This window comes from Fructobacillus papyriferae (genome assembly GCF_018437225.1).
Lineage (GTDB): Bacteria > Bacillota > Bacilli > Lactobacillales > Lactobacillaceae > Fructobacillus > Fructobacillus papyriferae.
This window is the reverse complement of the sequence record NZ_JAAMFI010000001.1, coordinates 205,830-218,353: the sequence shown is the minus strand read 5'-3', so window position 1 is coordinate 218,353 and position 12,524 is coordinate 205,830. Positions and strand designations below refer to the sequence as shown.

Sequence of the window (12,524 nt, the reverse complement as noted above, 5' to 3'; positions counted from 1 at the left end):
CCTAGTCTTTCAACATCTTGACCAATTCGCGATGAATCTTGGTTGTAGCGATTAATACTGAGTTTGATAATAGCATATCAATAGAGGTTCCGTCAAGGTTTTTCACTTCGTAGCCAAGCCCTTCTGCAAGCGCTCTTCCGGCCGCCAAATCCCATGGGGATAACTTGGACAAATAGGCTTGAGCCGAACCGACTAAAAGCCGGGTGAAGGAAATGCCAGCCGAGCCGAGCACACGAAATGCTCTAGCCCCTTTCGCTAGCTGGCCATAAGGCTTTTTTCCAGCTACCAAACGCCGTCCCGAAACGATGACAACCGCATCCTCTAAGGTCTTGTCATCGACTGAAGGCAGTGGCTGGTCGTTTTCATAAACGCCGGTTTTTGGGCCTCCGTGGAAGAGACGGCCGTCCGGCACATCACAGATCCAACCCAAAACAGGCTTTCCGTCTTCATAGAGTGCCACCATGATGGCATAATCCCGGTCTTCAAGGACAAAGTTCAGCGTCCCGTCGATTGGGTCGACGAACCAAACCTGCCCGTCCATTGATTCAGCCCGGGCTTCCCCGGCCTCCTCACAGACAAAGCGGGCATCAGCGTCCAACTCCTGAATGCGCGCAATCAAAGCCCGCTGGTTGGAGCGGTCCAGGTCGGTGACGAGGTTTCGATGGTCACCCTCTTTATAAGAAACCTTGACGCTTTCTTCGGCCCGCTTTTGCTTGGTTTCTTTGGCCAAATCACGGATCCACGAAGAAATCCGGTCGTCAACGGCTTTTATTTGTTTCTTGGTTGAAAGATCAAGCAAGTCGAATCACCTTCTTCTCTGATTCCCTGGCCAGCTTCATTGTTTGGTAGATGGAACGGCCGGTCTGTGCTTCGAAATCACGGTCGAAGCGCTTCTGCTCGGCCTTGGCTGGCATGACGTCCAAGAAGTCTTGGTAGTTGGCTAACAAGACCTCTTTTGGACAACCATTTTCATAGACCTGCAAAATGGCGTCGATCAGCTTAGAAACCGCGATCATATCCTCAGTGTTCCAGTTGCCATCGATTGGTAGTTGGTAGTTGTCAGCCATTGCGCGCTCCTTCTAAAGTTATTGTTATCTCTAGTTTAACAAGAATTTAGGGCGAATTCTACTAATTCTGTTTTATAAGTGCACTTATAACGATACCGCCTAAATCATGAACATCTTCTTTCTTTTTCATTTGCCAACATGTCCTGCCCAAAAGCCCCCTTCTTTTTGCTATACTAGTAAGTACGAAAAGAAAGGTGGCGTAAAACATGAGCATTCGTTTTACCATGGATAAGATTACCAAGGACGGCGATCCCGTCTTGCGAAAGACAGCAGAAAAGGTGCCATTCCCGCTCTCTGACGAACACCGTCAATTGGCCGAAGACATGATGACCTACTTGGTCGTGTCACAAGACCCCGAGCAAAATGAACAATACGGGCTGCGCCCTGGTGTTGGCTTAGCTGCCAACCAAGTGGGTGAATCCTTGCAAATGTCGGCTATCCTGATTCCGTCAGAAGATCCTGCCGAAGAGGATGACGTGCCCTACTTCAAGGGCGTCATCTTCAATCCGATCATCGTTTCAGAAACGGTTGGCCGTGCGGCTTTGGAAACAGGCGAAGGTTGCCTTTCTGTCGATAACGACGTGCCTGGCTTTGTGCCCCGCTCCAAAAAGATTAAGGTTCGTTACCAAGACGAAAAGGGCGACACCTACGAAAAGACCTTGCGCAACTACCCTGCCATCGTTTTCCAGCACGAAATTGATCACTTACATGGAAAACTCTATTACGACCACATCGACAAGGCCGAACCTTGGCACGTGGACGACAACACGAAATATCTTTAAAAGTAAAAAGCGCCGAAACTCAGTTTCGAGCGCTTTTTTAAATTCAATCCTCCTGCATATTGATATAGTTCTCAGGACTATCCCCAAATTTTTTCATGTAATTTTCCGACTTTTGAATATCGTTTTTTGTAAAACGATATTTTGAGTGTTGATTCAAAGCTCTCCAAATTGGTGAACGGAAGGCAATCCAGTAGTTAAACGCAATCCAAAGAACTGCTAAAATTAAGTCGATCCAACTATAAAGCCCTTTTGGTAGAGCATACAGAAGATAAGTAAGGGAAATTGGGGCTAAGCCAAAAACAGCTGTAAACAATCCAGCATTATACCATGACTTCAGTCCAATATTGAAAGCAAAAAGATGAATGATTAATTCAGCAAAGGCGAAAATAACGGCAGCCAAAACTGTCCAATGCCAATTTTGAGTAAACAATGGTAATAAGTACACCGATAGGGCAAACCACAGATTACCAAAGACGGAAGATAATTGATTGAGCGGCCATTTGGTGACATCAAGGTCCGGCTTCCCCATTTCAACTTTTATACCACCCCAGGCAAAACCACCTGGCAAACCAAATTCTTCAAAGAAATGGAGATGAATGACAATCAAGCTCATTAACAAAATGCGCTCTTGGAAAGTCCAGTCAAAACATCCTAGTAACAGGGCATATAGGCCAGCAACGTATGGCATATAGTCATACCAACGCATCACTATTTTTTCATTTACTTTCCCATCCTAACTGAGCACTTTGAGAGAATTTGGTGAAAACGCTTCTGTTGCCAAGAAGAGATGACATACTTTGTTCCTTTGTCCTTTAGCAATTGAACAGGAGCAACAATTGTAATTCCAATGCAAGCAACCAAGATAAGAACAGCAAAGAACCACGTCGTCCCATTCAAAAATCCAAGGGAACTCATCTTAACAATACTGTAAGTTCCTAGTGGGAAGAACAAAAACACTGTCGTCGCCAATCCAGGATTATACCAGACTTTCAACTTAATATTCATTTGCAAGACATGACCCAAAATTTGAAAAAGGCTGAAGAGTGTTACACCTAAAACCAACCAATGTAAATTTGAAAAAAGGATAGCAAAAAGATAGATAATCCAAGCTGATACATTCACTACCATAATTGACAAACTATTTCCAGGATAGCGATCCGCCAACTTTGTTTCATCATAAACCACACGATTAATGATCATTGGCGCCCCACCCGGCAATTGGTATTCCTCAAATTGATGGGCAAACAAAGCTAAAAGATTTAGTACAGCAATCACTTGAACGTTTGTCATTGAACCACTATTCGCCAAAAGAAAAATAGCCAAAGCAATAAACAAAGCCGCACCGAAGCGATACCAATTTTTAATAAAGAACATCTGACCTCTCCTTATGTGTCCCCTTTGAGACTTTTACTAAATCCTATTATAATGACAGAAGATGCTTTTACAATGCCTTACCATTAAGTGGCTCAAAGAGGAAGAAAAATGACAGTTAAACGAAACAAGCAAATTGAAGAAAGTCGCAAACTGATTCAAGAAAGTCTTCTCCAGCTCTTGGAAAAACAGCCACTTAATCAGATATCAGTAACTCTTCTATGCGATGAAGCCGGACTATCTAGGCGAACTTTTCCTCGACATTTTGCGTCAATTGAAGATGTCTTCAAAGCAATCGTCAATCAAAAAGTTCTTGTTCTCTATGACGAAGTTAAGTCATTGAAAATCAGTCACTTCTCTGAATTAATTACCTTTCTCTTTGATTTTTTTTCGAAAGACAAGTCATTTTTAGCTATCTTAGTTAAAAATAATCGATTTTTTATGTTGGAAAATCAATTAGAAATCAATATTTCAAAAAGCCTTTTAGTAACGCAATTTCATTCTGACATTTATGTATCTGCATTTGCATTAGGGGGCATTACTAAACTTTTACACCAATGGATTGAATTAGACTTTAATAAAAGTTCAAAAGAGATGGCAGAAGTCGCTGATCAAATTGCAGCCCATTTGCAAGAAGTGAGATAAATTGACTGAATGCACGAAGACAACTTGAAAAAACTTTACCCAATTTTTTCACTATAACTTCCAACTCAAGGAATCCGATGACACGACTGGTCCTAAACTGACTAATGATAAAAGTATTGAAGCGGCCTCACTAGAAACACCATTGCGAAAAAAAGTAACCAGAACGTCTTGAAGGTTTCCATCCTACATGAAAAAGTCGAAGTCGACAAGCCCGTCTCCTACCTCAACATGTAATTAGATAACAAAAGCGTCCGAGTTTTATAACTCGAACGCTTTTTTAAACAGTTTACTTAAACATGCTCTTCTTTGCTTTACCAGAGGCTTCAGCAAAGGCTTGCAAGGCTGCTTTTTGGTCCTTGTTCAGCTTGGTTGGCACCGTCACGTTGATGACAACAAACTCTGAACCATAACCAGAACCACGCAAACGCGGTGCGCCCTTACCAGCCAAGCGGAAGCGACGACCATTTTGCGTTCCAGCCGGAATCCTCAACTTCACGTCACCGTGCACCGTCTTAACCGGAATTTCAGCACCCATCGCAGCCGTGATAAAGTCGATATCTTGTTGGACGTAGATATCGGCGCCATCACGTTCGAAGCCTTCCTTTGAAGCACCGACCGTGAAGACCACAAAGAGGTCTCCGTGAGGACCACCGTTAAAGCCGGCCTCACCTTGTCCAGCCAAGCGCATTTGCTGGCCGGTTTCAACACCGGCTGGCACCTTGACTTTGACTTCGTGTTCCTTGGTATCACCCTGGGATTGCCGGTATTTGACATTCTTCTCTGTTCCAAAAATGGCTTCTTCGAAGGTCAATTGCATGCGGTACTGCAAGTCACGACCCTTACGTGGCGCATTCGGGTCTTGTTGGAAACCGCCACCAAACATTTGCGAAAAGATGTCGCCCAAATCAGAGAAGTCACCAAAGCCTTGCGCTCCGCCGCCACCAAAGCCGCCAAAGCCACCTTGGCCGTTAGCACCAGCAGAACCGAACTGATCATATTGCTGACGTTTTTGTGGATCACCAAGCGTTTCCCAAGCTTCTTGAACTTCCTTATACTTGTCCTCAGCACCTGGTTCGTGGTTCAAATCGGGGTGATACTTCTTGGATAACTTTCGGTAAGCCTTTTTAATTTCGTCCTGGCTGGCATCCTTTGAGACACCAAGTCGATCATAAAATTCCGTATTATTCACAAGCAACTCCTTTAATTCTTAGTATGTACAACAGGCTAGGTCGCCCTAGCCTGTTTTTGTATTGAAAAGCTGGGTTTGATGAAAAGAATTACTTCTTATCGTCGTCCTTTACTTCTTCAAAGTCACCGTCTACGGTGTTGTCATCTTGCTTTTCTTGTCCGGCTTCTTGACCGCCCTGAGCTTGTTGTGCTTGTTGGGCTTGTTGGTACAACTTTTGTGCCAATTCTGAAGCAACCTTTGACAAGGCATCAGACTTTTCCTTCAAGTCAGTCAAGTCAGCATCTTCAGCGGCTGCGTCTTCCTTGGCCTTCTTCAAGTCTTCCAAAGCGTCCTTGGTTGGCTTGACTTCGTCTTCAGACAACTTGCCGTCAACTTCTTCCAAAGTCTTTTCAGTCTGGAAGATCAATTGGTCCGCGTTGTTGCGCGTTTCAACGGCTTCCTTCTTCTTGTTGTCAGCTTCTTCGTTGGCCTTGGCGTCGTTCATCATCTTTTCGATTTCATCGTCTGACAAACCACCAGCGGCTTGGATCGTGATCTTTTGTTCCTTCTGAGTTCCGAGGTCCTTAGCAGAAACGTTCACGATACCGTTACGGTCGATATCGAAAGTAACTTCGATTTGTGGGACACCACGTGGGGCTGCCGGAATGTCAGCCAATTGGAAACGTCCAAGCGTCTTGTTGTCGGCCGCCATTGAGCGTTCACCTTGCAAAACGTGGATATCAACGGCTGGTTGGTTATCAGCGGCCGTTGAGAAGACCTGTGACTTAGAAGTTGGGATCGTCGTGTTACGTTCGATCAACTTCGTGAAGACACCCCCCATCGTTTCGATACCAAGTGACAAAGGCGTTACGTCCAAGAGGACGACGTCCTTGACATCACCCGTAATCACACCACCTTGAACAGCGGCACCAAGGGCAACGGCTTCATCAGGGTTGATGGAGTGGTTAGGTTCCTTGCCCGTCATCTTCTTAACTGATTCTTGGACGGCTGGGATACGAGTTGATCCACCGTTCAAGATGACTTCGTCGATGTCAGAGAATGACAAGCCAGCATCCTTCAACGCGTTCATAACAGGTTCTTCGGCCTTCTTGACCAAATCAGCCGTCAATTCGTTGAACTTAGCGCGCGTCAGTGACGTTTGCAAGTGCAATGGGCCTTGGTCACCAGAAGCGATAAATGGCAAGTCGATTTGTGCTTCAGATGCAGAAGACAAGGTCTTCTTTGCTTGTTCAGCAGCATCCTTCAAACGTTGCAAGGCCAACTTGTCTTGCTTCAAATCGATCCCGTTTTCTGACTTGAATTCATCCGCCAAGTAGTCGATGATCTTTTGGTCAAAGTTGTCACCACCGAGGTGCGTGTCACCGTTGGTTGACAAAACTTCGAAGACACCGTCACCCAATTCAAGGATGGAAACATCAAAAGTTCCACCACCCAAATCGTAAACGAGGACCTTTTCGTCCTTGTCCAACTTGTCCATACCGTATGCCAAAGCAGCGGCAGTAGGCTCGTTGATGATTCGTTCAACCTTCAAACCGGCAATCTTACCAGCATCCTTGGTTGCTTGACGTTGGGCATCGTTGAAGTAGGCAGGAACCGTGATCACGGCCTGGTCAACCTTTTCACCCAAGTAATCTTCGGCATAACCCTTGATGTACTGCAAGATCATGGCTGAGATTTCTTGTGGCGTGTAGTCCTTACCGTCAACCGTTACCTTGTAGTTGGCTTCACCCATGTGTGACTTGATCGATGAGATCGTGTCAGGGTTCGTGATGGCTTGGCGCTTAGCCACGTCACCAACTTGCGTGTCCCCATTCTTAAATGAGACAACAGATGGCGTCGTCCGGCCACCGTCAGGGTTGGTGATAATTTTTGGCTTACCACCTTCCAAAACAGCAACTGCAGAGTTCGTCGTTCCTAAATCAATTCCAATAATCTTTGACATATCGATACCCTTTCCAATTTGATTAACAATATTTATCTTTTTTCGGTGTGGTGCGCCCCGCGCTGAATCACCATGTTCGACTTAAATAAGTGCGCTTATTGTGCAACCGCAACCATTGCAGGCCGAATAACGCGATCTTGTAGCATGTAGCCCTTTTGCAAGACGTTGGCGACTTGGTCAGCCTTGAGCTCACCTTCGACCGGAACGGTCTGCACCCCTTGCATGGTGTTGGGATCAAATTCGTCCCCAACCTGGCCGACTTCTTTTATGCCATTGGCATCCAGTGCCGACTTCAGGGTCTTCAAGGTAATTTCAACACCCTTGTGAATCTGAGCAACTTGCTCGTTGCCGTCGGTTTCAACCGCCAAAGCACGTTCCAAGTTATCAACGACTGGTAAAATCGCTTCGGCCAGCTTCTGACCGTCGTACTTGCGGATGTTAGCCAGCTCACGAGCGTTTCTAGTCTGAATATTTTGAATTTCAGCCTGCGCACGGAGAACAGCATCTTCTTTATCTGCCAATTGCTGCTTCAAATCAGCCATTGGATCGACTTCTTCAGTTTCTGCTGCTGGCTTTTCATCGGGGTTTTCACCCGCAAAGTCTTGTGCTTCTTCTTCCGCTTGAATTTCTTCTTGAACTTGTTCTTCTTGATTCTTCTTGGCCACAAGAGCCTCCTTTATCGTACGTATTCGATGAGTTTGGAATCCAATGCCGAAGCAAAGGCTGACAACAGACGAGACAGCTGAGCATATGGCAGACGCATGGGTCCGACCAAGGCAATCACCCCACTGTCATCTTGTCCGACTGTAAAAGCCGCAGACAACATTGCAAAATCCTCAAGGACAGGCGTATTTAACTCGTCCCCTAGACGAATGTTAACCGTTCCCCTCTCGGCTTTTGCTAAATGTCTGACTGCATCTGGTGAGTCAAACAGCTCCAATATCTTACGAGCGGACTTAACGTCCAGATAAGCATCATCGGCAATCTCCAAGAGGTTTAAACGGCCACCCAGATGAACCGTTTCAGCAACCGAACGAGCAAGCACGTCGCCGAATAGTTGCAAGAAAGCAGCCGGACTCTCGATATTTCGCGAAAGCAAGACCGGCAACTGTTCTGATGTCATCAACGAGAGAACTTCATGGACCGGACGCCCGACCATCTGTGCATTGATGTAAGCCACCATACCCGAAAGCGACGCCAACGGTAATTCTTTTGGTAATCGGAAGGTCTGCGAAGTGACTTTACCATCGGATGTGGCCAAGACAGCAATCACCTGCCGATTCTCCATCGGAATCAATTGAAAGGAAGAAATCTTTAAATTGATGGGCTTTGGTTTCAATACCAGGGCCGTCAGTCCCGTTTCTTTCGCTAAAAGTTTGGCCGTCTGGTCAAGCAGCTCGTCTAACTCATGAAAGTTACCCCGAATTTGCTTGGCAACCAGCGCAATTTCCTTATCTGAAACGCCCGCCGGGCCCATCAAATGGTCCAAGTAATAGCGATAACCTTCAAGCGACGGTACGCGTCCAGCCGAAGTGTGCAACTTTTTTATCAAGTCCGCTGACTCCAAGCTCGACATCTCATTACGAATCGTCGCGGGTGACACATCCAAATCCAGTTCGTCATGCAAGGCTTTGGAGCCCACAGCGTGAGCTGTCTGCGTGTACTGATAAATGATGGCCGCCAAAATTTGCTTTTGTCGTTCCGTTAGCACTTCAGCACACCACCTTCCTCTGATTAGCACTCGATTAACTCAACTGCTAATTCTTATTATACGGAAGTTTTAATAGAATGCAACCCTTTTTGGCACTCTTTTTGTAAGAGTGCTAATTTAAGGTAAAAGAGCGCTTGCAAGAGGTTTTTTACGGGTATTAACCCATAAAAAAAACTAGGATTTCTCCTAGTTTTCCAAAAAATATTGTTGGCTATCTGCTCGATCGCATTCTAATTGCTGAATTAAGTCCTCAACCGATTCAAAAGCGACTTCACCACGTAGGTAATGCAGCCAATCGACCGTCACTTCTTCACCATAAACCTGCTGATCAAAATCAAAAAGATTAATTTCAACAGTCACCGGACGATTCTTTTCAAAGGTCACATTTCGTCCAATCGACGCCATCCCCCTTACTTGTCGCCCAGCAATTTGAACCCTTACCACGTAAACACCAATCCCCGGTAGGCTCTCATTTTCTGGTGTCCAGATGTTAATCGTGGGATACCCAAGTGTCCGCCCCCGAGCATCGCCATGAACAACAACACCGCTTGTTCGATGCGGTCGACCGAGACTGTTCGTTACAGCTTCTAAATGACCATTGGCTAAATCAATACGGATGGCTCGGGAGGCTATTTTATCACTTCCACCTGCTATTTTCTGTTTTTCGACAACTGTTACGTCAAAACGACCATTCGCATACTCCGGTAAATGGGCCATATCGGCCTGCCGTTCTTTTGGACCATACAAGTGATCAAAACCGGCAACCACAACCTTTGCCTGTAAAACCAGCAATACTTTTTCAACAAAATCAACTGGTGATAAGCTGGCCAAAGTCGAGGTCAAATTCAGACAGTAGACACGGTCGACCCCAAGTTCGCCAAGCAAGGCCACTTTTTGGTCAATGGGCGTCAAATCATGCCAAGGTAGTGGTTGCTTGTCGAAAACCAAACCGGGATAAGGGGCATAAGTTAAGACCGCCAAAGGTAGTCCGAGCGCATCCGCTTGCTTCTTAGCTTCTTTGATGACGGCCTGGTGTCCCAGATGAACACCGTCGAAGTAGCCCATGGCCAGCACTTGTGGACTGGCTTGCTCGAAATGATTGTCCAATGGATAGTGAATTTTATACAAAGTCGTCATGTTTTTATTATACCGTTTTCATCAACGTTTTAGGCAAAATAATAGCGCGACCGCCAAAGCCCCTCTTCGTCCGAGTACTGGTACACCGCAACGAGCTGGTCCTTATCGTACAATTGGTAGTACCCATCCCTATTCTTTGGCCAGGTATCCACCTTTTGTCCGTTTCGAACCGCAAAATTTTCTTCCTCATTCATATCTTTTCGCTCAAAAGGCAAAACAGCAGCAATTGGCTTCAACACAGCGGCTAGCTCTTCTCTAGACATCGCCATCAATTCATCTAAGTCTGTTGCTTGTGCCAAATCAAAACCTGATCCAGACGTTCTTCGCAAGGCCGTCATGGTAGCTGGTAAACCAAGTGACCGCCCTAAGTCATAGGCCAACGTGCGAATGTATGTTCCTTTGGATACTTGAGCTTCGAAGAAAGCGGTCTGGTAGCCTTTATTGGCATCAAAGGCGGTTTCTGCCGTTAGGTGGAAATAATAAATTGTTGCCGCACGTTTCGGTAACGATACTTCTTCTCCTGCACGGGCGTACTCGTAGAGTCTTTTTCCCTTCACTTTAACAGCAGAATAAAGTGGTGGAACTTGGATAATGTCCCCCTCCAATTGTCGACAAGCAGCTTGGACAACCGAATCCTCCAGCGGTTTTTCAAGCGGCTGTTTTTCAATGACTGCTCCATCTGCGTCTTGTGTCTCCGTAGCAAAGCCAAAGGTTACCGTACCGACGTATGTCTTTGGCCTTCTCTGTAGCAAATCAATGAGCTTGGTTGCCCTGCCTAAGGCCACCACTAAGACACCGTCAACGTTTGGATCAAGGGTCCCTGCATGGCCGATCTTCTTTTGTCCAGTAATTCGGCGCAGACGTGAAACGACCCCAAAAGAAGTCATTCCTTTCGGCTTATTGACGACCAGTAAGCCCGTTAGATTACTGCCATTCTTTTCCATTCCATTCTCACTTTCAAAGAAAAAACCGTGATTTCATCGAAATCATCGGTCTATATTCTACCGGTTTGCCCGTCGCTTTTCAATGTAATCTGAAATTCTCTCGAGGCCTTCTTTAAGCTGCTCTTGATCACCTGCATAGGAGATCCGGATATAGTCTTTTGCCCCTTCAAATTGAGAAAAGGCTTCGCCTGGAATCACACCAACATGACCTTCTTTAGCCAATTTTTCGGCAAAAGTCCAGCCATCTTCTTTTATATCAACAGGTAATTTAGCAAACAAATAGAAGGCCCCATCTGGTGACAAAACATGAAAGCCCGCCTCTTTCAGTGCATCAACCGCCATGTTGCGACGTGCTTCATAACTTTTAATCATGTCGTTTAATTCTTCTTTTTGCATCTTCAATGCGGCCAAGGCCCCATCATAAACAAAGGTCGGAATGGAATAGATCAACGAAGCATGAACTTTCTTTAATTGATCGGCCACCACCTGTGGTGCCAAGATGAATCCGACTCGGTAACCCGTCATAGCATGAGACTTGGAAAGGCCATTGACCACAAGTGTTTGGTCCGGAATCAGCTGTCCAATTGAAAAATGCGCCTTGCCATAAGTCAGTTCCGAATAGATTTCATCAGAAATGACCCAGAGCTGTTCCTCTTCAAATGCCTGAGCGAGTGCCGAAAGCTCTTCATAACTATAAGTAACGCCAGTGGGATTATTGGGATAATTAAAGAGAACGGCTTTAACCGGCACACTCGCTGCCTTCACCGCTTTGTGGATAGCCTCAGGTGTCAATTTGAAGCCGGAAAGAGACGTATCGATCGGTAACGCTTTCCCATCGGCTAAGGCAATGGAAGAAAAATAGGAACCATAGGCTGGATCTGGAACCAAAATGCCATCGCCTGATGAAAGCACGGTTTTAAAAATGGCATACATCGCTTCAGAAACACCCGCTGTAATCACAACTTGATTGGGATCTTTGTAGGTCGTCAACCGATATCGATCGGCTAAGTAGTCAATAACCGCTTGCCTTAATTCTGGATTTCCCTGACTATTTCCATAATGTGAATGATTCGCCCGAATCCCCTGAACCGTTGCTTCTTTAACAACGTTTGGCGCATCAAAGCCCGGTTCACCCAAGGTCAAATAAACCATATCCGGCACGGACTGGATGCTTGCCTGAAAACCCAAAATCTTATCTGCTGGGATTTCTGTAACCGAAGGATTTAATGAACGACTGTGTTGGACCATGATTCGACCTGCTTTCCTTTTCCTTGATAGGGATATTCTAACCGATTTAAAAAGAATTGAAAAGACTTTTATGAAAAATAAATGAGAATTTAAGTCAAAAAAACAGCCCGCAGGCTGTTTTTTCTTACTTTCCTTCTTTTTGGTGCAACTCACGAATCAAGGATTCGATGTGGTCACCGTATTGGATGGAATTATCCAAGACAAAGTGGATTTCAGGAATCTTATAAACGGTCAAGCGTGACCCGAGCTCGCGACGGATCAGACCAGACGCGGCTTCAAGCCCAGCTTGGGCCTTCTTCCGATCAGACGCAAAGTCCGACAGAATCGAATAATAAATGGTGGCGATTTGCAGGTCACCGGAAACGTCAACGGAAGTGACCGTCACGTCCTGGACCCGTGGGTCGTTGACCCGCTTTAAAAGCAAATCGGACACATCTTTTTGAATTTCCTGGGCCAGACGCCCAGCACGTTGTGCATTTGCCATGTCC

General features: G+C 45.7%; 14 protein-coding genes. 2 read left to right on the top strand and 12 right to left on the bottom strand.

All coding sequences use genetic code 11. From position 1 onward, the window contains the following. Position 1 precedes the first annotated feature (1 nt). Together G6R27_RS01045 and G6R27_RS01040 are read right to left on the bottom strand one after the other, a co-directional pair. Positions 2-799: an inositol monophosphatase family protein gene (locus G6R27_RS01045; protein ID WP_213819236.1), complete on the bottom strand. Its 798-nt coding sequence runs from the start codon at positions 797-799 to the stop codon at positions 2-4. Beyond that, on the bottom strand, positions 792-1,067 hold the full coding sequence (locus G6R27_RS01040; protein ID WP_213819235.1) for a UPF0223 family protein: 276 nt from the start codon (positions 1,065-1,067) through the stop codon (positions 792-794). Before G6R27_RS01040 ends, G6R27_RS01045 begins: the two co-directional genes overlap by 8 nt. 206 nt (positions 1,068-1,273) lie before the next feature. On the opposite strand from G6R27_RS01040, the gene def reads away from it, so the two are divergent. After that, positions 1,274-1,849: a peptide deformylase gene (gene def, locus G6R27_RS01035; RefSeq protein WP_213819234.1), complete on the top strand. Its 576-nt coding sequence runs from the start codon at positions 1,274-1,276 to the stop codon at positions 1,847-1,849. 43 nt (positions 1,850-1,892) lie between these two features. Here the strand turns inward: def and G6R27_RS01030 are convergent, their stop codons facing one another. Both G6R27_RS01030 and G6R27_RS01025 read right to left on the bottom strand, forming a co-directional pair. After that, positions 1,893-2,555 (bottom strand): HXXEE domain-containing protein, encoded by a 663-nt coding sequence (locus G6R27_RS01030; RefSeq protein ID WP_213819702.1) that lies wholly within the window; start codon positions 2,553-2,555, stop codon positions 1,893-1,895. Positions 2,556-2,569: 14 nt separating this feature from the next. Continuing rightward, positions 2,570-3,223 carry an HXXEE domain-containing protein gene (locus G6R27_RS01025; RefSeq protein WP_213819233.1) on the bottom strand — a complete coding sequence of 218 codons (654 nt, stop codon included), beginning with the start codon at positions 3,221-3,223 and terminating at the stop codon, positions 2,570-2,572. A 108-nt stretch (positions 3,224-3,331) separates the two neighbouring features. On the opposite strand from G6R27_RS01025, the gene G6R27_RS01020 reads away from it, so the two are divergent. Next, entirely contained in the window at positions 3,332-3,865 is a 534-nt protein-coding gene (locus G6R27_RS01020) for a TetR/AcrR family transcriptional regulator (RefSeq protein ID WP_213819232.1), read from the top strand. Positions 3,866-4,151: 286 nt separating this feature from the next. Here the strand turns inward: G6R27_RS01020 and G6R27_RS01015 are convergent, their stop codons facing one another. From G6R27_RS01015 to rbfA, 8 genes are all read right to left on the bottom strand, one after another. Continuing rightward, positions 4,152-5,054 carry a DnaJ C-terminal domain-containing protein gene (locus G6R27_RS01015; RefSeq protein ID WP_213819231.1) on the bottom strand — a complete coding sequence of 301 codons (903 nt, stop codon included), beginning with the start codon at positions 5,052-5,054 and terminating at the stop codon, positions 4,152-4,154. 88 nt (positions 5,055-5,142) lie between these two features. Further along, on the bottom strand, positions 5,143-6,996 hold the full coding sequence (gene dnaK / locus G6R27_RS01010; RefSeq protein ID WP_213819230.1) for a molecular chaperone DnaK: 1,854 nt from the start codon (positions 6,994-6,996) through the stop codon (positions 5,143-5,145). 95 nt (positions 6,997-7,091) lie between these two features. Further along, positions 7,092-7,661 carry a nucleotide exchange factor GrpE gene (grpE, locus tag G6R27_RS01005; protein ID WP_213819229.1) on the bottom strand — a complete coding sequence of 190 codons (570 nt, stop codon included), beginning with the start codon at positions 7,659-7,661 and terminating at the stop codon, positions 7,092-7,094. An 11-nt stretch (positions 7,662-7,672) separates the two neighbouring features. Continuing rightward, entirely contained in the window at positions 7,673-8,707 is a 1,035-nt protein-coding gene (gene hrcA / locus G6R27_RS01000) for a heat-inducible transcriptional repressor HrcA (RefSeq protein ID WP_213819228.1), read from the bottom strand. A 186-nt stretch (positions 8,708-8,893) separates the two neighbouring features. Continuing rightward, a complete protein-coding gene (gene ribF / locus G6R27_RS00995) occupies positions 8,894-9,844 on the bottom strand; it encodes a riboflavin biosynthesis protein RibF (RefSeq protein ID WP_213819227.1) in 951 nt (316 codons plus the stop codon). Positions 9,845-9,873: 29 nt separating this feature from the next. Beyond that, positions 9,874-10,788 (bottom strand): tRNA pseudouridine(55) synthase TruB, encoded by a 915-nt coding sequence (gene truB, locus G6R27_RS00990; RefSeq protein WP_213819226.1) that lies wholly within the window; start codon positions 10,786-10,788, stop codon positions 9,874-9,876. Positions 10,789-10,845: 57 nt separating this feature from the next. Next, positions 10,846-12,036 carry an aminotransferase class I/II-fold pyridoxal phosphate-dependent enzyme gene (locus G6R27_RS00985; RefSeq protein WP_213819225.1) on the bottom strand — a complete coding sequence of 397 codons (1,191 nt, stop codon included), beginning with the start codon at positions 12,034-12,036 and terminating at the stop codon, positions 10,846-10,848. Between the two features lie 124 nt (positions 12,037-12,160). After that, positions 12,161-12,520, bottom strand: coding sequence for a 30S ribosome-binding factor RbfA (gene rbfA / locus G6R27_RS00980; protein WP_213819224.1), 360 nt, complete (start codon positions 12,518-12,520; stop codon positions 12,161-12,163). Positions 12,521-12,524: the final 4 nt, after the last annotated feature.